Genomic DNA, 25,705 nt, shown 5'->3' with positions numbered 1-25,705 from the left:
TCAAAATTCCGGTTCGAGCATGATCGTCGCCAGGGGAGGTAGCGTTATCGTCGCTTGTATGCCTCCCCCTGCACTGACGGCCTGCACGCGTCCGCCATTGCCCTTGCCGCTACCGCCATAAATGTCGGCATCGGTATTCAGTATTTCGCGCCACCGTCCCTCGGCTGGCAGGCGCAAACTGTAATTCTCACGGTAGACTGGTGTGAAATTGGTGATGACCGCGATTGGCTTTTCGCCAGGTGCTTTGCGCAGCCAGGCAAACACCGAATTCTCGAAGTCCTCGACGATCAGCCATTCGAAGCCGTCGCCTTCGCAGTCACGGGCGTGCAAGGCCGGTTTGCTGCGATAGGTCAAATTGAGATCGCGGACCAGGCGCCGCATGCCCTCATGCATCCGGTACTGCAGGAGGTTCCAATCTAGGGCACGGGCTTCGCTCCACTCGCTCCATTGGGCAAATTCCTGGCCCATGAAAAGCAGCTTCTTGCCCGGATAACCCCACATGAAGGCGTAATAGGCGCGCAGGTTGGCGAATTTCTGCCAGTCGTCACCCGCCATCTTGGCGATCAGCGAACCCTTGCCATGCACCACTTCATCATGGGAGAGCGGCAGAACGAAATTTTCAGAGAACGCATAGATCAGGCCGAACGTCAGCTCGTTATGGTGATATTTGCGGTGCACGGGTTCGCGGGCGAGATAGCTCAGCGTGTCGTGCATAAAGCCCATATTCCATTTGAAGCCGAACCCGAGGCCGCCTTCGTGGACCGGCTGCGACACCTTCGGCCAGGAGGTCGATTCCTCGGCGATGGTCATCACGCCTGGATGCGAACCATAAAGCCTGGTGTTCATCGACTGAAGAAAGCGAACGGCTTCCAGGTTTTCGTTGCCGCCATATTCGTTCGGGATCCATTCGCCGTGCTTGCGGGAATAGTCGAGATAAAGCATCGAGGCGACGGCATCGACACGCACGCCGTCGAGATGGAATTTCTCGGCCCAGTAGAGCGCATTGTTCTGCAGGTAGGCGAGAACTTCAGTGCGGCCGAAATTGTAGATCGCGGTATTCCAGTCGGGATGGAAGCCCTTGCGCGGGTCTTCGTGCTCGTAAAGCGCAGTGCCGTCGAACCAGCGCAGCCCGTGCTCGTCCGTCGGGAAATGCGCCGGCACCCAATCGAGGATGACGCCGATGCCGACCTTGTGGCAGCCGTTGACGAAGCGGGCAAAGCCTTCCGGCTCGCCGAACCGGGCCGTTGGCGCATAGAGGCCCGTCGTCTGGTAGCCCCAGGACGGATCGTAGGGATGTTCGGTGATCGGCAGGAATTCGATATGGGTGAAGCCCATGTCGACGCAATAGGGAATGAGGCGTGAGGCGAGCTCGTCCCAGGAGAGCATCGAACCGTCGTCGCGGCGCTGCCATGAGCTGGCATGTACCTCATAGATCGAGATCGGCTGGCGGCGCTTATCGACACTGGCCCAATGTTCCTGGTGTGCCTCGTCTTCCCAGACCTGGGTCATCTCATTGGCGGTGACCGAGGCGGTCTTCGGCCGCAGTTCGCTGCGGCGGGCAAAAGGATCGGCCTTCAGCGGCAGGACGACGCCGTCGTGGCCACGGATTTCGAACTTATAGGCAACGCCCGCCGGAATGTCGGGCGCGAAGATTTCCCAGATGCCGGAGTCCGCACGAAAGCGCATGACATGCCGGCGGCCATCCCAGTTGTTGAAGTCGCCGACCACCGAAACGCGCTGCGCGTTCGGCGCCCAGACGGCAAAGTGAAAGCCCTGCACGCCCTCGTGCTTCAGGGGGTGTGCGCCCATCTTGTCGAACAGGCGCAGATGCGTGCCCTCGCGGACGAAGTAGTCGTCCATCGGCCCGAGGACCGGGCCGAAGCTGTAGGGATCGGTCACCGCCCATTCGGCGTCGCCGCGCCGGGCGCGATAGCGCACCGGCTGTTGCTTTGTGACCGTGATGTTACCCGAAAAGAACCCGGCTGGATCGAGACAATCCAGTTCGCCGATGACGGAACCATCCAGCGCCGTGGCAGTGACGGCTTCTGCGCCGAGAATAAAGCAACGGGCTACGAAGCCCTCATCCGTCCGGTGTACCCCGAGGACGGCGAATGGATCGGAATGTGTGCCTGCGAGAATTGCAGCAATCTCGTCTGCCGAAATATCCCTCAAGGCGATGCCGTCAGCGGGTCTTTTCGGCTTTGTCATCCAGCTCTCCAGATTTCCTTGGCGTATTGACGGATCGTCCGATCGGAGGAGAACCAGCCCATGCGAGCGGTATTGTTGATCGTCTTGGCATACCACTCCGAGGGATTGGCCCAAAGGGTATCGACGTCGCGCTGGGCTGCTGCATAGGCGTCGAAATCGGCTGCCACCATGAACCAGTCATGGGCATAAATGCCGTCGATAAGGCCGGCATAGCGGGTGCGGTCGTCCGGAGAGAAGACGCCCGACGCGATGGCCGAAAGCGCCTGCGCCAGTTCGCGCGAACGTTCGATCACGGCCCGCGGATCGTGGCCGTCGCTGCGCAGATTGGCAACCTCGTCGGCCTTCAGACCGAAGATGACGATGTTGTCTTCGCCGACATTGTCGCGCATCTCGACGTTGGCGCCGTCCAGCGTGCCGATGGTCAGCGCGCCATTGAGGCCGAACTTCATGTTGCCTGTGCCGGATGCTTCCATGCCGGCGGTCGATATCTGCTCGGAGAGGTCGGCGGCCGGAACCATGACTTCGGCCAGCGAGACGTTGTAGTTCGGTACGAAGACGACCTTCAGCAGGCCGCGCACCGAAGGATCGTGGTTGATGACGCGGGCGACGTCATTGATCAGCTTGATGATCAGTTTGGCGTTGTGATAGCTCGGCGCCGCCTTGCCGGCGAACAATTTTACGCGCGGCTGCCAGTCCAGTTCCGGATGGGAGCGGATCTGGTCGTAGAGTGCCACGGCTTCGACGATGTTCAGAAGCTGGCGCTTGTATTCGTGGATGCGCTTGATCTGGATGTCGAACATGGCATTGGGATCGAGCTTGATGCCCATGCGGCTGGCGACCAGATTGGAAAGCTGCACTTTGTTGGCGCGTTTGACGGCGGCGAATTTTTCCTGGAAGGCACTATCGCGGGCGAACTGATCGAGCGGCTTCAGCTTCTCCGCATCGTCGAGGAAGGCGTCGCCTATCGCTTCGCGAACGAGACCGGTCAGGCCCGGATTGCACTGCATCAGCCAGCGACGCGGCGTGATGCCGTTAGTCTTGTTGTTGATGCGATCCGGATAGAGCTTGTGCAGGTCAGCGAAGACGGTGACCTTCATGAGATCGGTGTGCAGCGCCGAGACGCCGTTGATCGAGTGCGAGCCGACGAAGGCCAGATTGCCCATGCGCAGGCGGCGGTCGCCGTTTTCATCGATCAGCGAGATCGAGCGGATTTCAGCGTCGCTGAAATTGCGAGCCTTGCGGGCTTCGACCAGGATCTTGGCGTTGATCGCGTAAATGATTTGCATGTGGCGCGGCAGCAGCCGTTCGAACAGCGGCACCGGCCAGCTTTCCAGCGCTTCCGGCAGAAGCGTGTGATTGGTGTAGCCGAAGGTGTTGCGGGTGATATCCCAGGCGGCGTCGAACTCGAGGCCGTGAACGTCGACCAGCAGGCGCATCATTTCGGCGACTGAGACGGCCGGATGCGTGTCGTTCAGCTGGATCGCAACTTTGTCGGCGAGATTGGTCAGATCGTCATATTGCTGCAGATGGCGCCGCAGGATGTCCTGCAGCGAGGCGGACGAGAAGAAGAATTCCTGACGCAGGCGCAGCTCTTGGCCCGCCGGCGTCGCGTCGGCCGGATAGAGAACGCGGGTCAGGCTTTCGGCCTTGTTGCTTTCGCGCAGCGCGCCGATATGGTCACCGGCATTGAAGGCGTCGAGCAGGATGGGGTCGATCGGCTGTGCCGACCAGAGGCGCAGCGTATTGACGCGCTTGGCACGCCAGCCGACGACAGGCGTGTCGAAGGCGGCGGCGATGACGCGCTCAGCCGGCTTCCAGACATAGCGCGGCTGGTCGTCGTGGCCGCTGACGAATTCGACGGCGCCGCCGAAGCCGATTTCATAGGCGCTTTCCTGGCGCTCGAATTCCCAGGGATTGCCGTGGGCAAGCCATGTTTCCGGCAGTTCCACCTGCCAGCCGTCGGCCATCTGCTGGCGGAACAAGCCGTGGACATAACGAATGCCGTAGCCGTAGGCCGGGACGTCTACCGTCGCCATCGACTCCATGAAGCAGGCCGCGAGACGGCCGAGGCCGCCGTTGCCAAGGGCTGCATCGGGCTCGAGGCCGGCAATGACGCGGATGTCGACGCCGAGCGACGAGAGCGCATTGGTGATCTCTTCCATCAGGCCAAGGTTCGACACGGCATCGCGCATCAGACGGCCGATGAGGAATTCAAGGGATAGATAGTAGACGCGTTTCGCACCGGTCTCGTAGACCTTGCGGGTCGATTCCATCCACTTGTCGATGACGCGGTCACGAATGACAAGGATCGTCGCCGTCAGCCAATCGTGCGGCTTGGCGACTTTTGCGTCCTTGCCGATGCGATAGGTCAGACGCTCGATGATTTCTTCCGCCAGGATTTCGGGGCGGGAACTGCGGGGAGCAGGAACGGGGAGATTGGCCTTGGTCAAGTTATTCATACTATCAAGTCTCGCCATTTGTGATTTATATTCAGGGTGTTACGCCTAACTAGATCAAATTGCCACTGCCTCTACGTAGCAGTTTACGCACCGATGTAAAGCTGTTGCAATAAGGGAATGTGGCAGATGCAAAAATACCGAGCAAACGCTCTGGCAGCGTCAAAAAGACTTGATTTCGGTTGTTTTTCCGGCTCTTATCATCGGATTAGCTAACGAGCGAAAGCCGCCCTGGATTATACCAGCGCGGCTTTTGTTTTTACGATCTATTTGTGGTTTCCGGTGCGTCGCGCTCCGCTTGTTATTTGGTCAGAAGCGTCATTTTCTTTTGCGCTTGCAAAGCGATCGTCGAAAATGCCTTGAAAAGGTCTGCAGCGTTCTGCGGCGTGAAGTAGTCGGCCGCCGTGGTCGCGCAGTATTTCAGCAAAGCCTGACCGTTTGCCGGCGCCATGAAGGCGATCGTGTAAACAGTGATGCCTTGGTTGCGAGCAATGTCGCATTGGGCTCTGGTGGTCGTGTCGGCATTTGCTACGTTGTTGTCGCCGTCGGTCATGAAGACAATGTATCTCGAGATGTCTGTCCGGCCGTTCTTGTTCTTATGCTGCAACTGTTCGTTCGTGAGCCCTTGCGTCGTGGATGCCTTAGTCAGGGCGGTCACCGCGGCCGTGAAAGCAGGCGCCGAGTTCGTCGTGCCGCTTGCCGTCAAGTTGTTGACGTAACTGGTGACGCCGCTGGTTCCCCAGGCCATTGCCGTCGGTGTCTGGGCGTTGGAATTATAGGAGTCGGCGCCGGTGCGGACGTACATGCTGTTCGGGTCGGCGCTGTTCAACTGTGCGGCCAGGTTCGCGGTCGCGATCTTCAGCGACTGCATCTTCGTATAGTAATTGGTGACCGTGCAGGTCTTTTTGTTGTTGTTACCACAGGGAGCTGTCGTCGTCGGCTGTTGGGCATTGACCGTATCCGTTGCTTCGTCCATCGAGCCGGAGCGGTCGAGAACGAAATACATGGACAGCGGGTTGTTTTGAGCCTGCGCGGATGCGTCGTTGCCGCTGACGGACGTGCTTGATGCGCCAACGTTCATCGTGCTGACGCCGAGCATGCGGGTCATGCCGTTCACCGGCATTGCATAGGACGCGTTCACGACGACGGAATAGCTGGGATTGCCTGAAGAATCGGTTGTCTGCGTCACCGTTACGGTGGTGCCCGCTTTAAGCGCGCTAGTGGCGTTCGCATCGCCCGCGAGATAGTTCGCCATCTGCCCGGTCACGAAATCCGCGGCCAACTGCTGGGCATTGGCTGTAGTCGCGCTGCCATTGGCAAGCGCCGTTGCCGTGGCAAGGGCCGCGGCGTCGGTCGCTTCCTGCAACTGGCTGTCGGAAACCGCCATATTGGAAACATCGACCGCAACGCCTGCAGCAGCGGCGAGGACGGGAATGGCCAGCGCGGTCAATATGCCGAAATTACCGGCGCGATCGCGCAAAAGGTGTTGAATGCTGCGAAATTTGCTCGAACCGGTGATCATCACGTCCGTCCAAAGAGAGTAAGCCTCAGAATTGACGTGGACTATCGGCGAAAACTCTAAGTGCGCCGTTGAGAAGATCGTTCGACTTTTACCGAATAGCTGGATTATTCCCGTTTTGGGTGTATTTCAGCTATTGCGTCTTTAGTGGAATAACATCAACGGCCTGAACCGTCTTCTGGCTGCCATAGCTCTTCAGCACACCGATGACGGGGGCGACGTCGGAATAATCGCGACCGTAGGCGACGACGATGTGGTCGGTTCCGGCAGGGATGTTGTTGGTGGGGTCGAGTTCGATCCAGCCCGCCGTTTCACCGCACCAGACGCGCACCCAGGCATGCATGGCGTCAGCGCCTTCCAGCCGTTCCTTGCCAGGCGGCGGGATGGTGCGCAGGAAGCCGCTGACATAGCCGGCAGGAATGCCGAGACTGCGCAGTGCGATGATCATCACATGCACGAAATCCTGGCAGACGCCGCGTTTCAGACGGAATGCCTCCTTCGGCGTGGTGTCGACCGTGGTTGCTTTTGTGTCGTAGTTGAAATCCTTGTGGATCTGGGCGCAGACGGCGTGGGCGATCTGCATCACCGTCAGGTTCGTTGCTGCCCATTGCCGGGCATAGTCGGCGATCTCGACCGTCTCCGGCAGGCGCGGGCTTGTGCCGATGAAATGATGCGGCGAGGAGGGCTCTACCGACCAGCAGTCGCCAATCTCATCCGGCAGCCTGGCGAGTACAGGCGAGAAATCGGCGGTAAGCGGCTGGCTTTCCACCTGCACCCGCGCCTGCATGCGGATATCGAGCCTTTCATGTGGGTTGCGCACCAGGATCGAGGTTGCGGGATGTTGAAAAAAATCGGTGAAGTTCGACTGTTCGTCCGGATGCGGGGTGACTTTCAGCGAGCCGGCAATCAGGCGCTGACGGTTGGCCAGCGACAGCGGCAGCACACGCACGATATGACGCGCGCCGCTGGCCGGCACATCGTAGATATAGCCCATGTGCAGTGACAGGTCGTAGAGCATCACATCACCCGAGATAGGTCTGGGCCAGGAGATCGGAGAGCCGTTCCAGCTCCCGTTCCAACTGCTTGTAGACCTCGCCGTTCATCGTTTCCGGCGTCATGACGGCCAGACCCGAATGCAGCCGCATCGCTTCGCGGTAGAAGGGTGACATCTGGCCGTTGACCAAGGCGTTCGGCAGCTGCTCCACCTCGCGATGGATCTCGTTCATCTGAAAGAGAATCGAGCGCGGATTGAGCGGATCGAGCGCCAGGAGATCGGTCACCGTCAGGCGGGCGGTATTGACGTTGTAGCGGCGGCGATGGGTCATGACGCTGTCGCCGATCTCGAGCAGCATGTCGAGCGCGCCGTCGGGTGCCTCCGGGCCCGACATGTAGCCTAGCAGGCGCGTCATATGCAGGCCGCGCTCGATATAGCGGCCGAGCGACAGGAAACGCCAACCGGTGAAGCGGTACATGTTTTCATGCACGAGACCGGCAAAGCCCGCGAGCTTGCGCAGCAGGATCGTCATCGCATGGCTGGCATCGTCGCCGGATTTGATCTTTTCCTTGAAACGCCGGGCGGTCTTGGCGAGGTCGTTCAGTGCCAGCCAGCCGTCCGGCGAGAAACGATCACGGATGTTGCTGGCCGAATAGACGGCGCTGTCGATATTGCGCAGCAGGTTTTCCGGCACGGCTTCCTTGGTGTCGATATCGACGGCCGCGAGATAGGCGCTGACGGCAGCAAGTAGCGGCTGGGTAGGATCGGCGGCTTCGGCGAAGCGCCCGTGCCAGGCGCGCAGGATGCGCAACGCCCCTTCGGCGCGTTCGATATAGCGGCCGAGCCAGAAGAGATTGTCAGCGGCGCGGCTCGGCAGGCTGCCGGGCATGTTGCGGGTGAAGGTCTCCTCGGCCGGCAACAGCGTGTGGCGCTCCACCGGCTTGTCGGAGACGATCCAGACATCGGCGGCCGAACCGCCGGCCTGCATGGCGATGGCGGCAACATCGTCGCCGCTGCCGATGCGGGCAAAGCCGCCGGGCATGATCTGCCAGCCGTTTTCGGTGCGGGCGGCAAAAACGCGCAAGCTCATCGGCCGCGGCAGCAGCTTGCCGTTTACCCATGCCGGCGTCGTCGAGAGCGTGACGACCTCCTGGCCGACCAGCTTGTGGCCGTCCCTCGTCAGCCAATCGGCAATCGATTCCTTGGCGGTGGTGCGCAGCGTCGAGCCTAGGACCGACTGGCCGTTGTCGTCGAAGAAGGGCATGCAGGAATAGGCAGGGCCGATTACCATTTTTTCGATATGCGCGGCGACGTGCTCGCGCTCGGTCTTTTGTCCGCACCACCAGGTGGCGATCGACGGCAGCTTCAGGTCTTCACCACGTAGATGCCGGCAGATGATGGGCATGAAGGCGAGAAGCGCCCGGGTTTCCAGAATGCCGGAACCGAGCGCGTTGACGATGGTGACGCTTTGCGCTCTCAGCGCCTCGACCATGCCGGGCGTGCCGATATGGGATTGTTGATTGAGCTCCAGCGGGTCCGCATAGGACGCGTCGAGGCGCCGCCAAAGGACGCTGATCGGCCTTAAGCCCGCGACGGTACGCACCATCATCTGGTCGTTGACGACGGTAATATCCTCACCCTCCAGCAGCATGAAGCCGAGGTAGCGGGCGATATAGGCGTGTTCGTAATAGGTCTCGTTGGCCGGCCCCGGTGTCAAAACGGCGATGCGGTCGGCCGCGCCGCGCTTGGCGCCCTGCAACGCGTCGCGGAAGGCGCCAAAGAAGGAGGCAAGGCGGTGCACATTGGTTTCAGCATAGATATCGGAGAAGGCGCGCGTGGTGGCGACACGGGTCTCCAACGCGAATCCGGCGCCGGAAGGCGCCTGGGCGCGGTCGGCCAGCACCCACCAATTGCCATCCGGCCCGCGGCCGATCTCGAAGGCGAGGAAGTGAAGATAGTGCCCGTCCGCGGGCTTGATGCCGACGAGCGGTCGCAGGAATTCCGGATTGGCGGCAACCAGCGCGGGCGGTAGCAGACCTTCGTTGACCAGCCGGTTTTCGCCATAGATATCGGCGATGATCTCTTCGAGCAGGTCGGCGCGCTGCTGCAGGCCCTCCGACAGAGCCTGCCATTCGCGTTCGTCGATCAGCACGGGAATATGCGAAATCGGCCAGTTGCGTTCGCTGACGCCCTTTGCTCCATAGGCTCGATAGAACACGCCGGCGTCGCGCAGATAGCGGTCGGCGCGGGCGAAACGTTCCAGGAGTTCCTTTTCCGGCATGCGGGCCAATGCAGCGAGCAGGTTTTGCCAGACCGGCCGCACCGCGCCTTTGTTGTCGACCATTTCGTCGGCGACACCGGGCAAAGCGGAATAGGCAAAGGCCGGATCGTTGCCGATGCCAGCCCTTATATCGTCTCGCCGCTCCGTCGCTGGTTTTTTGCCCATGCGTATTCCTGTTTCAAACTCCTATCGGCCGCCTGAGATCGAGCGTCAGCGGAAATTCTCCCGACACTGATTCCGCACGGAGATTATAGCCGCCCGCCGTATGTCCCCAAGGTTCGAATCGCGCCAGGCGCCGCGCTTCGGCCTCGTTGCCGTTAACGGGAAAGGTGTCATAGTTCCGGCCACCGGGATGGGCAACATGGTAGATGCAGCCGCCGATCGAACGCTTCGACCATGTATCATAAATATCGAAGGTCAAGGGTGTGTCGATCGGCAGAACCGGATGCAGGCCCGAGGCCGGATGCCAAGCCTTGTAACGGACGCCGGCAACGGAAACGGCCGAGGCGCCCGTCGGCGTCAGCGGCACGGCGCGGCCGTTGCAGGCAACCGTGTAGCGTGAGGGATTGTTGGTTTCGAGCCGCACCTGCAGTCGCTCGACCGACGAGTCGACATAGCGGACAGTGCCGCCGATCGCGCCTTCTTCGCCCATGACATGCCAGGGTTCCAACGCCTGGCGCAGCTCCAGCTTGCTGCCTTCATATTCGACTTCGCCGCAGAAGGGGAAACGGAATTCGAGCTGCGCCTGGAACCATTCGGGACGGAGGTCGAAGCCGTTTTCCCGGAGGTCTGTGAGCACATCGAGGAAATCCTGCCAGATATAATAGGGCAGCATGAAACGGTCGTGCAGCGCCGTGCCCCAGCGGACAAACTTGCCGTCGATCGGGCTGCGCCAGAAGCGGGCGATGAGGGCGCGGACCAGCAATTGCTGGGCAAGGCTCATGCGGGCGTTCGGCGGCATTTCGAAGCCGCGCAGTTCCACCAGCCCAAGACGGCCGGTCGGTCCATCCGGAGAGAACAACTTGTCGATACAGATCTCCGAGCGGTGGGTATTGCCGCTGACATCGGTCAGAAGGTTGCGGAACAGGCGGTCGACGAGCCAGGGCAGCGGCGGGATGCCACGACCGGGCGCCGGCACCTGCGCCAGCGCGATTTCTAGCTCATAGAGGCTGTCGTGGCGCGCCTCATCGATGCGCGGCGCCTGGCTGGTTGGGCCGATGAACAGGCCGGAGAAGAGGTAGGAGAGCGAAGGGTGGCGCTGCCAATGCAGCACAAGGCTCTTCAGAAGGTCGGGCCGGCGCAGGAATGGGCTATCGTTCGGATTGGCGCCGCCAACGACGACATGGTTGCCGCCGCCGGTGCCAGTATGGCGGCCGTCGATCAGGAACTTATCGGTGCCGAGGCGCGTCTGCCGGGCTTCTTCATAGACTGCGGTGGTGATGTCGACGCATTCCTGCCAATTCGAAGCAGGGTGAATGTTGACTTCGATCACGCCAGGATCAGGTGCGACGCGGATAACGTTGATGCGCTCGTCCTGCGGTGGCGAATAGCCTTCGATATGCACCGGCAGTCCGAGTTCCGCCGCCGCATTTTCGGCTGCGGCCAGCAGTTCAAGGTAGTGCTCGATCGTCTCGACCGGCGGCATGAAGACGCAAAGACGACCGTCGCGCGGCTCGACCGAGATTGCAGTGCGCACCGCGCCGCCGATATCGCCGAGCGACTGTTCGACGCGCGATTGTTGGCTTTCCTCCGCCTGAAAAGAGGCTTCCGGCATGGCACGGCCGGCAGGCACGAACACCTCCGGCAAGGGTGTGCGCCGGATCGAAGGATCGGCGGTATGGATATAGGGATAGCGGGACGGCGGCACATAGGGGAGGGTCCCGAGCGGCAGGCGATAGCCGACAGGGGAATCGCCCGGCACCAGGAAAATCCTGCCGCGGCGCGTCCGCCATTTTTCGCTGATCCAGCGGGTATGGCCGGCGCGCGCGTTCCAGGCCTGAACCGGCAGGATATAGCCAGTGGCCGTCGTCAGCCCGCGCTCGAACACGCGGGCGATACGGCTACGCTCCTCCGGGTTTTTCAGTTTCGAATTGGACGGATCGACATTATCCGGCAAGCTGCCTTCCTTGATGATCCATTCGGCCGGATCCTCATAGGCCGGCTGGACCATGTCGGGCTCAATCGCCAATTCCCGTGCTATCGCGGTCAGAAGCCTCTCGGCATCGTTCGCGCTCGCGCCGGTCTTTACAGTCTCTTCGGCAATCAAAGCCGGATTCTGCCAGACCGTCCGGCCGTCCTTGCGCCAGTAGAGCGAGAAGGTCCAACGCGGCAGGCTTTCACCCGGATACCATTTGCCCTGGCCGTAATGCAGGAAGCCGCCGGGCGCGAAGCGATCGCGCAGGCGGCGGATCAGTTGATCGGCCCTGTCGCGCTTAGTCGGGCCGACGGCGGCAGTGTTCCATTCGTCCGATTGGAAATCGTCGATCGAGACGAAGGTCGGCTCGCCGCCCATGGTCAGGCGCACATCATCGCTTTTCAGGATGCGGTCGACTTCTTCACCGAGCGCATTCAGCGCTTCCCAGCTCTCATCGGAGAAGGGTTTGGTGATGCGTGGATGCTCGGCAACGCGGGCGACCTTCATATCGAAGTCGAATTCGGTATTTGCTTCACCAAAGTAGCCGCCGGAGATCGGCGCCGCATTGCGGTAATGCGGCGTGGCGGCAAGCGGAATATGGCTCTCGCCGGTGAGCAGGCCTGACGTCGGATCAAGGCCCACCCAGCCGGCGCCCGGGAGATAGACCTCCGCCCAGGCATGCAGGTCTGTGAAGTCGTATTCCGTGCCCGAGGGGCCATCGAGCGCTTTGAGATCCGGCGTGAGCTGAATGAGGTAGCCGGAAACGAAGCGGGCGGCGAGGCCGAGGTGGCGGAGAAGCTGGACGAGCAGCCAGCTCGTGTCGCGACAGGAGCCCTTTGCCTTTTCCAGCGTCTCTTCCGGCGTCTGCACGCCGGTTTCCAGGCGAATGACGTAGCCGATTTCATGCTGCAGCCGCGCATTGAGACCGACGATCATGTCCACGGTGCGCTGCTCGGAGCGGTCAAGCGTTGCGAGGAAGGCCGCAAGGCGCGGCCCCGGCTCCTCGGGCTTTATATAGATCGACAGATCGTCGCGAATGGTTTCGGGGTAGTCGAAAGGCCACTTGGTAGCCTCCTCTTCGACGAAGAAGTCGAAGGGGTTGTAGACCGTCATGTCGGCAACAAGATCGACTTCGATCTTCAACTCGGTCACCGGATCGGGAAAAACGAAGCGGGCGAGATAGTTGCCGTAGGGGTCCTGCTGCAGATTCACGAAATGATTGGAGGGGGTCACCTTCAGCGAATGGCTGAGGACGTGTGTCTTGGAATGCGGAGCGGGTTTCAGGCGTATGATTTGAGGGCCGAGGCGGACCGGATTGTCGTATTTATAATGGGTGAGATGATAAATGCTCGCTTTGATCGCCATATTTCTCTTTGCCTAGCTCGCATCGTTGTGCGGCATTTGCTGTTCCCGCCGGCAGTGTGTGCAATGCAGCGGAAGAAAGCAAGGCGTCTCGGCGACCAATCAAAGCCATTCAAAGTGGCGCTAAAATAAAAGCGGCGAGCTTTTGCCCGCCGCTTCAAAATCGGTCCTGTCAAATACTTCAGCTTCGGCCGAATTCGTCGACCAGGCGGATGATGTCGTCTTCGCCGAGATAGGAGCCCGTCTGCACCTCGATCAGTTCCAGCAGGATCTTGCCGGGGTTGGAAAGGCGGTGCACTTCGCCGAGCGGGATATAGATCGACTCGTTTTCGCGCAGCATCTGCACGTGTTCACCGACGGTCACTTCCGCCGTGCCCTTGACGACGATCCAATGTTCCGAACGGTGATGATGCTTCTGCAGCGACAGCTTCTTGCCGGGCAACACGAAGATGCGTTTCACCTGGAAACGTTCGCCGTTCAGGACCGAGGTATAGCCACCCCAGGGGCGATAGGACGTCGGATGCGTCTCAGTGAGCTTGGCCGTCTTCTTCTCGCTTGCGAGCAGCTTGACGAGCTTGCCGACTTCCTGGCTGTCCTTGAGATGACCGACATAGACGGCGTCTTCGCTGGCGATGACGGCGACGTCCTCAAGCCCCTGCACGGCGACATGGAGGCTATGCGTCATCACGAGCGAATTCTTGGTGTTGACTAGTGTCGTGGCGCCGGCGGAAACGTTGCCGCTTTCGTCGCGAGTGCCGACTTTCCAGACAGCATCCCAGCTGCCGAGGTCGGACCAGGTGAATGGCGAGGGGACGACGGCCGCATTCGCCGTCTTTTCCATGAGCGCGTAATCGATGGAGATATCGGGGCTCTTGACGAAGGCTTCCGCGTCGAGGCGGGTGAAATCAAGATCGCGGGTTGCCTTGGAAACAGCCTTGCTGGCGGCTTTCTCGACTTCCGGCGCGTATTCGTGCATTTCCGAGAGAAGCTGGCCGGCTGAGAACATGAACATGCCGGAGTTCCAGTAGAACCCGCCGCTGGCGATCATCGCTTCGGCCTTTTCGAGGGCAGGCTTTTCGACGAAGCGCTTGACCGCATGCGCACCGGTCGACAGCGCCTTGCCGCTTTCGATATAGCCGTAGCCGGTCGCCGGCTCTGTCGGCGCAATGCCGAAGGTCACGAGCTTGCCTTCGAGCGCAGTATCGCGGGCGGTCCGCACGCAATCGTAATAGGTGGCGTTGGCGTCGATCTCGTAGTCGGAACCGAGGACGTGCATGGTCGCGTCCTTGCCGAAGAGTTCAGTGACCAGTGCGGCAGCGGCGGCAACGGCGGCAGCGGTGTTGCGGGCGACCGGTTCCAGCAGCACTGCTGACAATTTCAGATCGAGCTCGCGGGCCTGCTCCGCGACGAGAAAGCGGAACTCCTCATTGGTCAGGACGATCGGCGCTTCGTAAAGTTCGGGATCAGCCACGCGCACCAGCGTGTTCTGGAACAGCGTCTTGTCGCCGATGAACTGGATGAATTGCTTCGGCGCAGAGGCGCGCGACAGCGGCCACAACCGTGTTCCCTTGCCGCCGGCCATGATCACTGGGACGATTTTGGCTGCCATATTTGCCTCTCTCCTAGACACTTTATTCAAGAATGCTTTGCGGACATCTGCAACGTATGCGATTGCGACGCCGGTCCTTTAAGCAACTGGCCTTCGCCATTGCGATATTTTTCCGGAAAACACCAGCGGGAATCTGACATCAACTGCGAACATTTCCCGATCTTAGTGAGGAAATTCTAACAGTCAAAGTCATGCTTCGGTTGAGAGACCAGATCCGTGTTGCGGGATTTTCCGCCGAAAGATGTAGGCGTTGCCACGATTTAGATGCAGAAACGCCGGTGGATCACTTTGTCAGGCCTTGGCTCTATCGCGCGGCTCTTCATCGGCCGGACCATGCTTCAGGCCGTTGCGCTTGTTGTAGCGGATCGACGACCACAGCGAGATGCCGATCAATACGGCGCCGCCGAGGCCGGTGATGACTTCGGGAATATGCATGAGTGTTTGGACATACATAATCACCGAGAGAATCAGGATGGCGTAGAAGGCGCCGTGTTCCAGGTATCGATAGTGGGCGAGAGTGCCTTTTTCCACCAGCATGATCGTCATCGAGCGCACATACATGGCGCCGATGCCCAGACCGATGGCGATGATGAAGAGATTCTGCGTCAGTGCGAAAGCACCGATGACGCCGTCAAAGGAGAAGCTGGCATCGAGGATTTCCAGGTAGAGGAAGGCGCCGAGACCGCCCCTCGCGGCAGCGCTCATCGTCTTTTGCGAAGCATCCAAAAAGCCGCTGAGGACTTCTACCAGAAGAAAGGTCACGAGACCGTAGACCGAAGAATAGAGGAATGTCGTCGCATCCTCGCCGCCGAGCAGGGTGGCAAAGACCAGAACGAAGATCAGCACTAGGGCGATTTCGATGCCCTTGATGGTGGCAAAATGGGCCATCGCCTTCTCGACGAAGGCGATCCAGTGCACATCCTTCTCGCGATCGAAGAAATAGGTAAGGCCGACCATCATCAGGAAGGTGCCGCCGAAAGCGGCGATGGGCAGATGGGCGCCGTGCATGATCTCGGCATATTGCGCTGGTCTGGTGGCCGCGAGCTTCAGTGCTTCCCACGGATTGATATGAGCGGCGATCGCGACGATCGCGAGCGGAAAGACGATGCGCATGCCGAAGACCGCGACGACGATGCCCCAGGTCAGGAAGCGATGCTGCCAGACCGGCGTCATTTCCTTCAGCTTGTTGGCATTGACGATGGCGTTGTCGAAAGAGAGCGATATCTCGAGAACGGCCAGCACCAGGCAGATGACGAAGGCTGTTGCCAACCCGCCGAACGTGCCGGTCATGTTCCAGCCGAGCACCCCACCCAGGACGAGACCGGCGATGGTGACGATGAAAGCCCAACCGAAATAGCCGAGCGTGGATCTGGAGGAAGAGGACTGCGTCATCGACGCACCTCGTCAAGACCGGAGAAAATGTGTGTGGTGTCGAGGCACAGCCGCATGCCACAGACGGCATGCGGGCGAGGCATGGTCAGACTATTCATGGAAAGAAATCCGCCGGCTCATCTGCAGGCGGTACCGACATCGCGAGAGCGCCGTTAAAACTCTCGCCAGAGGGGCCCGGCACCAAAGTTCAATCCGCAGCCGATGTCAGAAGGCGCGGAGATGCTACCAATAGTTAGTGAAATTGTGGCGCCCGTCAAGAGCGCGCCCCGGTTCGCCGCGGTCATTGTCGCAGGGCAGGAATTTCCGGAACCAAACGGAGAAGCGGGCGTTTGCCCTTCAGGCGGGCAGGGCGATGTCCGTTGCAAGACAGATCCCCTCCCGGATTTTTTGTCGGATAGAGAGCAGCGGCCAAGGAGGACCTTCCATGAGCCCCCATCCCATTCATCGCAAATCGAAAGAACAGAAGCCGGAGGCACCGGCCCGAAAGAAGCATGCACGTCCGAACGTTCTGCGCCAGGCGCAGGTATTGCCGCCGCATAATGTCGACCTGACACTGCAGCCTGCGACACATGAAGATGTCCATGTGCCCGCCCATGTCAGCGGCGCCGACCTATCGCGCGAGGCGCCGGGCGACGCCAATCACGGCGGGAAGAACAAAGGCCGTTCCAAGTAAAATTTGGCAAAGGACAGTTCGGTAGCCGGAAGCTTTCTGAGGCGGTGCTGGTCCGGCCGCGGAGGAGAGGAGTTTTGCCTATTTGCTGCGCGGGGGCTTGCCGCTCGATGGCGGCTTGCCGTTCGACTGGAAGCTGCCCGCAAAGCTCATCTCCGTCGATTTTGCCGAGCATTCGATGGCGACGGGCTTACCCGAATAGGGGTTGGCGAAGGTGCAGACGCCCTTGGCCTCGACCTGGCCGGTCATCTTGTTGCCGGCGCCGGTGGAAATGGCGTCGATCGGCAATTGCGCGACACCTTTCTTCTCGCCGGGCTTGATTCCGCGACCGTTGCCGTGGAAGCCAAGCATCTTGCCGCCGGATGAAAAAATGAACGTGACCGAGCCGTCCGGCCCCGTCACGCTCGCGACCTCTGCCTTGCAGCCTTTCGAGGCATCGAGCTTGCCGACGACGAGCTTGGAACATGTGCCGCTGATGACAGCCACGCCCGGCCCCGGAAAATTCTGTGCGGCGGCGCTCGCTGCAACGGTCACGACGGTCAATCCAATGGCAAGGCCTGCGAATCGCATGAATGGCTCCTTTCAAGCGTCCGCAAGTTTGCCGATGGAAATGTGGCAGTCAATCCCGGCGCGCTAATGTGCGGGCGCCGGCAAGGGCGCTCGTCACTCGGGCACGAGCGTTCCGATCAACTGCAGAAGGGCGTTTTGCCGGTTGCCGCCGCCGGCCAGGAATTCATAGAGCGTCATCTTCTTCTCGCTGCCGCCGTCGACGAGATAGTCGGATTGGCGGATGACGAAGACCTCGCCACTGTCGGTATCTCGAGCAAGGTGAAACAGATATTCGTCGCCGTTGGGCTTGTGGTTTTTATAGAACTGTTTCTTCACGATCGCCATCTGGTCCTCCCGTACGATCAATGCCTTAGCATGACAGTAGTGTGACAGCGCGATCGGAAGTCAAGGGACTTTTGATGGAAGCTATGCCTACGGCGCCCGCCTGCGGAGCGTTTAAGCGCCGGACATCAGCATGTGATTGGATATCGGCGAAAAGAGCATTATTCTCAACCCGCGCGATCGAGAATTCGAGACGCATCAGCGAGAGGTCAAAGCAAATGAGAATGATGTTAGCGTTAGGAGCGGTATTAAGCTTGGCTTGCGTCTCTGCAGGCGAAGCGCCCTCGAACTATCAGTCATATCACGGTATCCGCGTCGATTCCGATCCCGTGCTTTTAGCGAAATACGACAGGGCTCTGCGCTACTGCGAACCGGAGGCCTATTCCTGGTATCGGGGTTCCCCCGATCCAAACAGCACCATGTACATACTGGCATTGCGAGATTGTTTATATCGACACAGCTTTGTAGATCGCGGCGCCTATGCCTACCCGACAACGGCTTGGTACCGGCACTTTCTGGATCGCTGATCGCTAAAGTTCAGCCTACCGTATGATGGGCTTTGGCGCCGCGTATTGCGGCGCCTCTGCTCTTTCAGCTTGACGATTCGCGGCTCTTAGTCACAGACGCGCATCCGTTCGTAGTGGTATCCGTCGTCATATTCGTTTTGAACCGGGCGGCTTTCATACCAGCATCTCGGGGGCGGGGGAGCGGGCTCATAATACCCTCCACCTCCACCGTTTGCGATTGCGCCTCCGATTAGCCCGCCTATAAGGCCGGCCGCTACGCCGCCGGCGATTGCACCGCCATTATGGTGATGATGGTGGTGACGCCAATCCTGGTCGTGCCAGTCGACCTGACGATACACAGGCGGTCCATCATACTGCTGCGCTTGCGCGTAGCTGCCCGGGATCGCCGTGCTGCTTGCAAACGCAGCAACGATGAAAACCGAGAGAATTGTCTTCTTGATCATGACCACCTCCGGCGCAATGCGCCATATTTTCACTAATGTTCGACTCACTTAAACAACGCTTTCAAGCATGATTATGTTCAAATGAACGTCGCCTGAACGCTGGGCTAGCTGTGGGAGCCTGCGGGCGGTGCTGTGAGCCATTGGGTGGGGCTATCGTTGTCGTGGAAGAGATCCACAGTCCCGCCGATCACAATGAAAAAAAGGCCTCTCGATCTCTCGAAAGGCCTTTTATATCAGAAACTTGGATGGTGGGCGTGACAAGGATCGAACTTGTGACCCCTACGATGTCAACGTAGTGCTCTCCCGCTGAGCTACACGCCCATCCGATGGCGGCGCATAGATCACAAAACCTTGGTGGCCGTCAATAGGCTTTTTTTCGGTTTTGTGACGTTGCCGCCAGAAGTCCTAGGCAGCAAGGAGTTTGTTGACCTCGTCAACCAGCTCGCGCAGGTGAAAGGGCTTGGAAAGAACCTTGGCGTCCTTCGGCGCCTTCGAATCAGGGTTCAGCGCCACGGCGGCGAAGCCGGTAATGAACATCACTTTCAAGTCCGGATCGAGCTCGGTGGCGCGGCGCGCCAGTTCGATGCCATCCATCTCCGGCATGACGATGTCGGTAAGCAGCAGCGAGAAGGGCTCTTCGCGCAGCCGGTCATAGGCGCTTGCTCCATTGTCAAAGGACAAGACCTTGTAGCCGGCCTTTTCCAGCGCCTTCACAAGGAAGCGACGCATGTCGTTGTCATCTTCGGCAAGGAGTATCTTCTGGGTCATCATCTGTTCGCTAATCAACTTTTGTCTGGTTGGACTTGTCCAGCATCCAGCTTAGCTGTTTGCCGTAAACAAGGGGTGAATGGGCAGGGCCATTCGTGTTCGTAGGTTGCAGCATAATCGCATCCCAAGACCGCTTCGTATGTCTTAAGGATCGTGCTTTCGCGCATTTCCGCCGCGGCCCTTTGTATAAGGCCATTTTGCTTAAGTTAGTATGGACTTGCGGGCGAGCAACTGGCAACATGGATGCTGCGACAAGTTGTTGACATGGTAAAGACGTTGATGTCCGCAGAAATGCGTAATTTCGAGATTTTTGAGGTATCGGAGCCCGTCTCTCAGACAATTCCCTTTGTCTACAGCTCGCCCCATAGCGGCCGCATCTATCCCCCCGATTTCATCGCCCAGTCCCGCCTGCAAGGCATCGCCATCCGTCGCTCGGAAGACCATTACGTCGACGAGCTGTTTTCGGCGGCGAGCGCTCTCGGAGCGCCGTTGCTGTTCGCAAATTTTCCGCGGGCCTATATCGACGTCAACCGCGAGCCCTATGAGCTCGATCCGCGCATGTTCGACGGTATGCTGCCGCCTTATGCCAATATCAATTCGCTAAGGGTTGCCGGCGGTCTCGGCACCATTCCGCGCATCGTTGCGGAAAATATGGAAATCTACGCCCGCCGTGTACCGGTCGAGGATGCGCTGAGGCGCATCGACACGATCTACAAGCCTTACCATGCGACCCTTCGCCGGCTGATTGCCCGCACACATGTCAAATTCGGCTTCGGTGTTCTGGTCGACTGCCATTCCATGCCGGGCAATATCCGCATCGCCGGCAGCAATGTGCGCCCCGATTTCATCCTTGGCGATCGCTACGGGACCAGCGCCTCGGGGGACCTGTCGCGCGCCGCCATGCAGATCCTCGAAGAACTCGGCTTTAATGCCGTGCGCAACAAGCCCTATGCCGGCGGCTTCATCACCGAGCATTACGGCCGCCCGTCCCGCGGACTGCATGCCCTCCAGATCGAAGTCAATCGCTCGCTGTATGTCGATGAAACGACGCTGGAGAAGCGGTCGGATTTCGACGCGGTGGCCGCTGCCATCACCCTGTTCATGAAGCGCATGGCCGAGCACGTGGAGTCCTACGCAGGCGATCCGGCGCTGGCGGCGGAATAGGGCAAGGGCCCTTCGCCCTGCAAGGCGGGGATGGGGCGGAGACATTGAGCAGGCCGAATGTCGACGCCTCGGATTAGGGGGCTGTCTCGGACCTTTCAGAGCGAATGGAATCTACCGAATCGTTTGGCTATGGTGATGGTCAGGCGTCTTTGTCGTTGTCGCGCCCTGGTGCCTGGCCCCGCACCCTAGCCCTCTCCCCGCAAGCGAGGCGAGGGGATCCCTCCAAAAAAAGAACCGCGCTTGTGGCGCGGCTAAGTCTAGGGAGGAAACACCCAAGGAGGGTATTTACAGTCAGAAGACTGTAACGGGATATTGCTATTGCATTGCACAAATGTCAAGCACATTATTGCATTGCAAAATATTTAGGCAGTTTCGAGATTTCTGCCTGATCGCCGGGCAATCCGCCGCTCGCATCGGCATTTGGTTTGCTTCGCCCCGTTTATGCGCTATGACTTCGCCCGTCCCGTCATTTATCCGGATCGACCATGCTTCCTGACCGCACCTTCTTCTATCGTCTGGCCGAGGCGGCCAAGGCCGAGACCCTGCCGCGCTTTCGCGCCGGCGTCGATGTAGTCAACAAGGAGGCCAAGGGATTCGATCCGGTGACCGAGGGCGATCGCGCCGCCGAAGTGGCGATTCGGGCACTCATCGAAACGGAATTTCCCGATCACGGCATCCTGGGTGAAGAGCACGGCAATGTCGGTCTCGACCGGGAGCATGTCTGGGTGATCGATCCGATCGACGGCACCCGCGCCTTCATCTCCGGTGTGCCCGTCTGGGGGACGTTGATCGGCCTGCAGAAAAATGGCCGCGCCATCATGGGCATGATCGACCAACCATTTACCGGCGAGCGCTATTTCGCCGACGGCAACGGCTCGACCTATTCCGGCCCGGAAGGCGAAAGGCGGCTGCAGGTCCGCGATTGCGGCAGCCTGTCGAACGCCATTCTCTTCACCACCTCGCCGCATCTTTTCGCCGGCGAGGAATTGGCGAAATATCGCGAGATCGAGAGCCAGGTGCGCCTCTTCCGCTACGGCACGGATTGCTATGCCTATGCTCTGCTCGCGGCCGGTCACGTCGATCTGGTCATCGAAAATTCGCTGAAGCCCTATGATGTCGGCGGTATCATCCCCGTCATCGAGCAGGCCGGCGGCATCATCACGACCTGGGATGGCGGTCGGCCGGAAATGGGTGGCAGCATCATCGCCGCGGGCAGCCGTGCGGTCTATGACGCGGCAAGGGCGATTCTATCGCGCTAGCTGCACATTTTTTGGGTTCGTCGTCCTGCGGCTCTAAATCCCGACTCCCGCCATGTCCGTATTCGCCTCGGCATCACTGCCGGGGATGAAGGCGTTGATGGCGGCGAGTGCCGCATTGCGATAGACATCCCGCTCCTGGAGAATCTCATGTTTCGCGCCGTGCACGGGCACGAGCTGTGCCGCGCGGAAATAGCGCGACAGCCGTTCCTGGTCGGCATAGGGCACGACGCCGTCGCGGGTCGGCGCGATCAGCACGGTCGGAATGGCGATGGAGAATAGATGTTCCGGTGAATTGACGCGTTCGATCGTGCGGAATGCTTCCAGCAGCCAGCGCGCCGTTGGCGGTCCCAGGGTGAGCTGCGGATAGGTTGTTCCGATGGCGATATTGCGCCGGTAGCGCCGCTCGTCCGTGGTCAGCGGGTTTTCCGCGAAGGGCTTTTCCTTGAATTTTTTGCTGAACTGCATCCGTCCGAGACCAACCGCGCTGACCGAGCCTGAGAGGAAACGCACAAGGCCGGGCGAGGCGCCGTGGCCCATAAGGCCAACGAAAGGCGCCGACAGCACCATACGCTCGATCCGGGTGGTCAGCCGCGGTGCCGCCGACAGTGCGATCAGCGCGCCGGTCGAATGTGCCAGTAGATAGAAGGGCAGGCGCGTGTCCGGCAACACGATCTTTTCGAGGAAAGCGCTAAGGTCCCGTTCATAATCGGAAAAGTGGCGGACATGCCCGCGTAAAGGGTCCTTCAAAAGCCGCTCCGAACCGCCCTGGCCGCGCAGATCGAAGGTCGCGACCCAAAGACCCTTGGCGGTCAGATCGCGGATCGTCTCGAAATATTTCTCGATGAACTCGTTGCGGCCCTGCAGCAGCACTACCGTTCCCTTGGCAATCGGCTGTTGGCAGCGGAAGACGACATAGCGCAGCTTGCGCCCGTCAAAGGTTTCAAAGAATCCCTCGGTGCGGTTTTCCGGCACCGGATTGTCTGCTGTGGAATAGAGGATCGAATCCATGACGATGTCGCGCCTCGCTGACGGGATCTCCTTCTCAAGGGGATAGCGCAGGCTGGGGGAATTGCAACTGGTTTGTTGGCACCGGCGGGCTACGACGATGCTCCTCCATCGGCGTTTCCGATGACACTATCGTTTTTCTCCGTTTTCCTTCCCTGTCCGTCTTTGCGATTTTTGGCCGTAGTCATCACTTGCAGGAAAGAACGATATGGCAATCGCCGAAATCGCAAATTCAAGAATTCTTATCGTCGGCGGCAGCTCCGGAATGGGCCTGGCGCTGGCGAAACGCTCGCTTGCTGCCGGTGCCGAGGTCATCATCGCCGGACGGAACGAGGAGAAACTTCAGCGGGCTTGCGCCGAACTGCAAAGTCGAGCGCTCTCCGCGGCCGCGGTCGATATCACGCACGAAGGCCAGGTGGCCGATCTATTTGGGAGAATCGGTCGGCTCGATCATATAGTGAGCACAGCTGCCGACATCGAAGGTGCTTACGAGCTGCTGCCTTCACTGGATCTCAGTGCTGCGCAAAAAGTCGTGGAAAGCAAATTCTACGGACCGCTATTGCTCGCGAAATATGGCGCGCCGGTACTCTCCCCCACCGGTTCCATCAGTTTCACATCCGGCATCGCGGCCTATCGCCCATCGGCGCGGGGGTCGGTCGTCGCGGCCGTCAACGCGGGTCTCGAGGGATTGGTCCGCGCGCTTGCGGTCGAGTTGGCGCCAATCCGTGTGAATGCCGTGTCGCCCGGCTGGGTCGACACGCCGATCTGGACCTTCGTTGCCGGCGACAAGAAAGACGAGACATTAAGCGCCATGGCAAAACGACTGCCTGTCGGACGGGTGGGGCAACCGGAAGACATCGCCGACGCCATCAGCTTCCTGATGGGCAATGCCTTCACAACGGGGACGATACTGCATGTCGAGGGCGGGCATCGGCTGGTTTAGCGGGCGCGAAATTGTCACCTGCGGCCGCCAGCAACAGTTTCACGGCTGGCGGCTGAACACGCCTGCGCCGCCAGATCATCACAAGCGACGCCGTCCGCATTGGACCCGGCCAAGGCATCTCGCTGATTTCGCCACGATCGAGCGCGCCGCTGACAGCAAGCCGTGGAACCAGGCTCGCACCGGTACCGGCTGCCACAAGCCGAGCAATCGTGCCGATACTGCCGACTTCGGCAGCGAGCTTTGGCGGCGCTATCCCTGCCTCATGGAATGCTTTGTCGAACAGGTGTCGGTAGATGCAGCCGACTTCTGTTGCGACGAAGCTCATGGAGGTGAGAGCGGCCAAATCGCCTCTTTTCGATGCGGTTTCATGTTCAGGAGGTACAATAAGGACCAGCGGCTCTGTCGATATCAACCGCTTCGCCAGGCGTTCATCAAGACCGCCCCTGTCAAAACAAAAGGCGACATCGATCTCGCCGTCTTCGAGCTTCCGCAAGAGATCACCGCTGCCCGCGATCTTTACCCGTAGACTGATATCGGGATGATCATTTTGAAAAGCCGGCAGCCATTGCGGAAGCCTCATGGACGCAAGTGTCTCCAGCGCGCCGATCGTTACCGTCCCCGCCGCAACCCCGGAGGCTGCTTCGACGGCCGCACGCGCCTCGTCCGCGATCGTCAGGATTTCTTCGGCACAGGGTCTGAGTGCTTCGCCCGCTGCCGTCAGTGTCAGGCCTGATCGCGACCGGATAAAAAGCGCGGTGCCCAGTTCGGTTTCGAGCGACTGGATCTGATCGCTCACGCTCGATTGCGCGAGATGGACCTCTTCGGCAGCTCGGGTGAAATTCCGGTTCCGGGCAACCGCGAGGAATGTCTTGAGCAATCTGGGGTGCATCGAGCCGCGCCAAACTAGGGTCAGAACAAGCGCCATCAAACGACGAGACGACGCCCAATAGTGACGACGCTGCCATATCGCTTACGTCATCGTCAAGATTACGTGTTTTGTGTCAGGACTTCGGTGCAGGGCCGCGTCGCTCGAGTGCGGTTTTGCGGATGATGTCGGCGATCTCCGGGCTGCTGCTGGACAGCATCTGGAAATCGGCCGCATATAGCGACAGCAGCGAGACCTCAGTTACGGCGCTAACGGTCGCCGACCGGGGTTCGCCGGTGATCAGCGCCATCTCGCCGAAGAAGCTGCCGGCGCCGAGTTCCACAGGGTGCGGTGTGGCGACGCTGACCCGGCCCTCGACGATGAAGAACATCTGGTCACCGGTCTCGCCCTTACGACAGATGATGCCGCCGGCCGGCACGACGCGTGACCTCAAGGCCCGCACGATCTCGATCAGGACCGCCGAGCCAAGCTTTTGAAACAACGGCACCGCCGCAACCAGTTGCCAGTTGCGCACGAAGTCCTGGCGACGAACTTCGTCGTAAAAGCCGGTGGCGATAATGCCGGCCCAGAGTCCGAAAATAGCGATTCCGCTCATCATGACCAGCCCAGCCAGTATGCGGCCGGCGAAACTTTGTGGAATCTCGTCGCCATAGCCGGTGGTCGATAGCGTGACCACCGCCCACCACATCGCCAGGGGTATGCTGCCGAACTTATCAGGCTGGACGTCGCGCTCGATGATATAGCCTATGAGAGCCGCACCGAACAGAACGATGCCGAAGATCGAGGTGACACCGATCAGGTTGTGAGCCTCTTTGGACAGGACCCTGCCCAGCAGGCGGAAGAAGGTCGAGCCGCGCAGGGGTTTCAGCAGCCAGACGGCACAATAGAGGCTCTGATCGCGCCCGCCGACAATCAGAAACGCGGCAAGGGGGAGCAAAACGGCAAGCACATCGATGGTGATTTCCGGCGCTCTATCGCCAATGTCTCTCGCGCGCTGCACGACCAGCGTCTCGATCAGCTGCAGGACGTAGGCAGCCCAGATGCCGATGAGCAGGAGTTCCAGAATGAGCCTGGTCTGTCCGGTCATGTTCGGCGTCGTGAGCGCAGCCACGGTCAACAGACCGACTATGGCGAGCAGCGCGTTCAGCGGTGCTGATATCTTCGAGAACGGGAGCGCCGACATTCAATACCCCC

At 60.0% G+C, this 25,705-nt stretch carries 20 protein-coding genes and 1 tRNA gene; 5 read left to right on the top strand and 16 right to left on the bottom strand.

The genetic code is table 11. The features are described 5' to 3' along the window. The 8 genes from glgB to PY649_RS10415 all read right to left on the bottom strand — a co-directional run bounded on the left by glgB (position 1) and on the right by PY649_RS10415 (position 15,955). Positions 1 to 2,208, bottom strand: coding sequence for a 1,4-alpha-glucan branching protein GlgB (gene glgB, locus PY649_RS10450; protein ID WP_285868264.1), 2,208 nt, complete (start codon positions 2,206 to 2,208; stop codon positions 1 to 3). Beyond that, positions 2,205 to 4,667, bottom strand: coding sequence for a glycogen/starch/alpha-glucan phosphorylase (locus tag PY649_RS10445; protein ID WP_285868262.1), 2,463 nt, complete (start codon positions 4,665 to 4,667; stop codon positions 2,205 to 2,207). The genes glgB and PY649_RS10445 overlap by 4 nt, the downstream gene beginning before the upstream one ends. 298 nt (positions 4,668 to 4,965) lie before the next feature. Continuing rightward, entirely contained in the window at positions 4,966 to 6,186 is a 1,221-nt protein-coding gene (locus tag PY649_RS10440; protein WP_285868261.1) for a vWA domain-containing protein, read from the bottom strand. A gap of 130 nt (positions 6,187 to 6,316) precedes the next feature. Beyond that, a complete protein-coding gene (locus tag PY649_RS10435) occupies positions 6,317 to 7,201 on the bottom strand; it encodes a transglutaminase family protein (protein ID WP_285868259.1) in 885 nt (294 codons plus the stop codon). 4 nt (positions 7,202 to 7,205) lie between these two features. Further along, positions 7,206 to 9,623, bottom strand: a complete 2,418-nt coding sequence (locus tag PY649_RS10430) for a circularly permuted type 2 ATP-grasp protein (RefSeq protein WP_285868257.1) — start codon at positions 9,621 to 9,623, stop codon at positions 7,206 to 7,208. Positions 9,624 to 9,636: 13 nt separating this feature from the next. Then, on the bottom strand, positions 9,637 to 12,957 hold the full coding sequence (locus PY649_RS10425) for a transglutaminase family protein (protein WP_285868255.1): 3,321 nt from the start codon (positions 12,955 to 12,957) through the stop codon (positions 9,637 to 9,639). 178 nt (positions 12,958 to 13,135) lie between these two features. Beyond that, positions 13,136 to 14,563, bottom strand: a complete 1,428-nt coding sequence (locus PY649_RS10420; RefSeq protein WP_285868253.1) for a mannose-1-phosphate guanylyltransferase/mannose-6-phosphate isomerase — start codon at positions 14,561 to 14,563, stop codon at positions 13,136 to 13,138. Between the two features lie 291 nt (positions 14,564 to 14,854). Beyond that, entirely contained in the window at positions 14,855 to 15,955 is a 1,101-nt protein-coding gene (locus PY649_RS10415) for a DUF475 domain-containing protein (protein WP_285868251.1), read from the bottom strand. Between the two features lie 424 nt (positions 15,956 to 16,379). Here PY649_RS10415 and PY649_RS10410 point away from each other — a divergent pair, with 424 nt between their 5' ends. Next, the gene (locus PY649_RS10410; RefSeq protein ID WP_285868250.1) at positions 16,380 to 16,628 is read left to right on the top strand and encodes a hypothetical protein; all 249 of its coding nucleotides are present in this window, start codon (positions 16,380 to 16,382) and stop codon (positions 16,626 to 16,628) included. A gap of 78 nt (positions 16,629 to 16,706) precedes the next feature. Here the strand turns inward: PY649_RS10410 and PY649_RS10405 are convergent, their stop codons facing one another. Next, the gene (locus PY649_RS10405) at positions 16,707 to 17,195 is read right to left on the bottom strand and encodes a hypothetical protein (RefSeq protein ID WP_285868249.1); all 489 of its coding nucleotides are present in this window, start codon (positions 17,193 to 17,195) and stop codon (positions 16,707 to 16,709) included. Positions 17,196 to 17,288: 93 nt separating this feature from the next. Next, complete coding sequence (locus tag PY649_RS10400) at positions 17,289 to 17,519, bottom strand: hypothetical protein (RefSeq protein WP_104824271.1); 231 nt, start codon at positions 17,517 to 17,519, stop codon at positions 17,289 to 17,291. A 215-nt stretch (positions 17,520 to 17,734) separates the two neighbouring features. Here PY649_RS10400 and PY649_RS10395 point away from each other — a divergent pair, with 215 nt between their 5' ends. Continuing rightward, on the top strand, positions 17,735 to 18,043 hold the full coding sequence (locus PY649_RS10395; protein WP_285868247.1) for a hypothetical protein: 309 nt from the start codon (positions 17,735 to 17,737) through the stop codon (positions 18,041 to 18,043). Positions 18,044 to 18,129: 86 nt separating this feature from the next. Here PY649_RS10395 and PY649_RS10390 read toward each other — a convergent pair whose 3' ends face one another. The 3 genes from PY649_RS10390 to cpdR1 all read right to left on the bottom strand — a co-directional run bounded on the left by PY649_RS10390 (position 18,130) and on the right by cpdR1 (position 19,254). After that, positions 18,130 to 18,486 carry a hypothetical protein gene (locus PY649_RS10390; RefSeq protein ID WP_285868246.1) on the bottom strand — a complete coding sequence of 119 codons (357 nt, stop codon included), beginning with the start codon at positions 18,484 to 18,486 and terminating at the stop codon, positions 18,130 to 18,132. Positions 18,487 to 18,732: 246 nt separating this feature from the next. Continuing rightward, positions 18,733 to 18,807, bottom strand: a tRNA-Val gene (locus tag PY649_RS10385). Between the two features lie 84 nt (positions 18,808 to 18,891). Next, positions 18,892 to 19,254, bottom strand: a complete 363-nt coding sequence (gene cpdR1, locus PY649_RS10380; protein ID WP_004117561.1) for a response regulator CpdR1 — start codon at positions 19,252 to 19,254, stop codon at positions 18,892 to 18,894. 279 nt (positions 19,255 to 19,533) lie between these two features. Between cpdR1 and PY649_RS10375 the strand changes: the two genes are divergently transcribed. Then, positions 19,534 to 20,418: an N-formylglutamate amidohydrolase gene (locus PY649_RS10375; protein ID WP_285868245.1), complete on the top strand. Its 885-nt coding sequence runs from the start codon at positions 19,534 to 19,536 to the stop codon at positions 20,416 to 20,418. Positions 20,419 to 20,903: 485 nt separating this feature from the next. Then, positions 20,904 to 21,677 carry a histidinol-phosphatase gene (gene hisN / locus PY649_RS10370; RefSeq protein ID WP_285868244.1) on the top strand — a complete coding sequence of 258 codons (774 nt, stop codon included), beginning with the start codon at positions 20,904 to 20,906 and terminating at the stop codon, positions 21,675 to 21,677. A 33-nt stretch (positions 21,678 to 21,710) separates the two neighbouring features. Here hisN and PY649_RS10365 read toward each other — a convergent pair whose 3' ends face one another. Continuing rightward, on the bottom strand, positions 21,711 to 22,685 hold the full coding sequence (locus PY649_RS10365) for an alpha/beta fold hydrolase (RefSeq protein ID WP_285868243.1): 975 nt from the start codon (positions 22,683 to 22,685) through the stop codon (positions 21,711 to 21,713). 205 nt (positions 22,686 to 22,890) lie between these two features. Here PY649_RS10365 and PY649_RS10360 point away from each other — a divergent pair, with 205 nt between their 5' ends. Further along, positions 22,891 to 23,625, top strand: coding sequence for an SDR family oxidoreductase (locus tag PY649_RS10360; RefSeq protein ID WP_285868242.1), 735 nt, complete (start codon positions 22,891 to 22,893; stop codon positions 23,623 to 23,625). Here PY649_RS10360 and PY649_RS10355 read toward each other — a convergent pair. Together PY649_RS10355 and PY649_RS10350 are read right to left on the bottom strand one after the other, a co-directional pair. Continuing rightward, positions 23,576 to 24,514, bottom strand: coding sequence for a LysR family transcriptional regulator (locus PY649_RS10355; RefSeq protein WP_285868241.1), 939 nt, complete (start codon positions 24,512 to 24,514; stop codon positions 23,576 to 23,578). The genes PY649_RS10360 and PY649_RS10355 overlap by 50 nt on opposite strands. Positions 24,515 to 24,626: 112 nt before the next feature. Further along, positions 24,627 to 25,694, bottom strand: coding sequence for a cyclic nucleotide-gated ion channel (locus PY649_RS10350; RefSeq protein ID WP_285868240.1), 1,068 nt, complete (start codon positions 25,692 to 25,694; stop codon positions 24,627 to 24,629). Between the last annotated feature and the right edge of the window lie 11 nt (positions 25,695 to 25,705).

The organism is Rhizobium mayense (genome assembly GCF_030272705.1).
Lineage (GTDB): Bacteria > Pseudomonadota > Alphaproteobacteria > Rhizobiales > Rhizobiaceae > Rhizobium > Rhizobium mayense.
This window is presented reverse-complemented; position numbering and strand designations above follow the sequence as displayed.

What these genes read in the sequence shown, in the direction of transcription:
- glgB (WP_285868264.1), bottom strand. Translation starts at nt 2,208, where the DNA reads ATGACAAAGCCGAAAAGACCCGCTGACGGCATCGCCTTGAGGGATATT.
- PY649_RS10445 (WP_285868262.1), bottom strand. Translation starts at nt 4,667, where the DNA reads ATGAATAACTTGACCAAGGCCAATCTCCCCGTTCCTGCTCCCCGCAGT.
- PY649_RS10440 (WP_285868261.1), bottom strand. Translation starts at nt 6,186, where the DNA reads ATGATCACCGGTTCGAGCAAATTTCGCAGCATTCAACACCTTTTGCGC.
- PY649_RS10435 (WP_285868259.1), bottom strand. Translation starts at nt 7,201, where the DNA reads ATGCTCTACGACCTGTCACTGCACATGGGCTATATCTACGATGTGCCG.
- PY649_RS10430 (WP_285868257.1), bottom strand. Translation starts at nt 9,623, where the DNA reads ATGGGCAAAAAACCAGCGACGGAGCGGCGAGACGATATAAGGGCTGGC.
- PY649_RS10425 (WP_285868255.1), bottom strand. Translation starts at nt 12,957, where the DNA reads ATGGCGATCAAAGCGAGCATTTATCATCTCACCCATTATAAATACGAC.
- PY649_RS10420 (WP_285868253.1), bottom strand. Translation starts at nt 14,563, where the DNA reads ATGGCAGCCAAAATCGTCCCAGTGATCATGGCCGGCGGCAAGGGAACA.
- PY649_RS10415 (WP_285868251.1), bottom strand. Translation starts at nt 15,955, where the DNA reads ATGACGCAGTCCTCTTCCTCCAGATCCACGCTCGGCTATTTCGGTTGG.
- PY649_RS10410 (WP_285868250.1), top strand. Translation starts at nt 16,380, where the DNA reads ATGAGCCCCCATCCCATTCATCGCAAATCGAAAGAACAGAAGCCGGAG.
- PY649_RS10405 (WP_285868249.1), bottom strand. Translation starts at nt 17,195, where the DNA reads ATGCGATTCGCAGGCCTTGCCATTGGATTGACCGTCGTGACCGTTGCA.
- PY649_RS10400 (WP_104824271.1), bottom strand. Translation starts at nt 17,519, where the DNA reads ATGGCGATCGTGAAGAAACAGTTCTATAAAAACCACAAGCCCAACGGC.
- PY649_RS10395 (WP_285868247.1), top strand. Translation starts at nt 17,735, where the DNA reads ATGAGAATGATGTTAGCGTTAGGAGCGGTATTAAGCTTGGCTTGCGTC.
- PY649_RS10390 (WP_285868246.1), bottom strand. Translation starts at nt 18,486, where the DNA reads ATGATCAAGAAGACAATTCTCTCGGTTTTCATCGTTGCTGCGTTTGCA.
- cpdR1 (WP_004117561.1), bottom strand. Translation starts at nt 19,254, where the DNA reads ATGACCCAGAAGATACTCCTTGCCGAAGATGACAACGACATGCGTCGC.
- PY649_RS10375 (WP_285868245.1), top strand. Translation starts at nt 19,534, where the DNA reads ATGTCCGCAGAAATGCGTAATTTCGAGATTTTTGAGGTATCGGAGCCC.
- hisN (WP_285868244.1), top strand. Translation starts at nt 20,904, where the DNA reads ATGCTTCCTGACCGCACCTTCTTCTATCGTCTGGCCGAGGCGGCCAAG.
- PY649_RS10365 (WP_285868243.1), bottom strand. Translation starts at nt 22,685, where the DNA reads ATGGATTCGATCCTCTATTCCACAGCAGACAATCCGGTGCCGGAAAAC.
- PY649_RS10360 (WP_285868242.1), top strand. Translation starts at nt 22,891, where the DNA reads ATGGCAATCGCCGAAATCGCAAATTCAAGAATTCTTATCGTCGGCGGC.
- PY649_RS10355 (WP_285868241.1), bottom strand. Translation starts at nt 24,514, where the DNA reads ATGCACCCCAGATTGCTCAAGACATTCCTCGCGGTTGCCCGGAACCGG.
- PY649_RS10350 (WP_285868240.1), bottom strand. Translation starts at nt 25,694, where the DNA reads ATGTCGGCGCTCCCGTTCTCGAAGATATCAGCACCGCTGAACGCGCTG.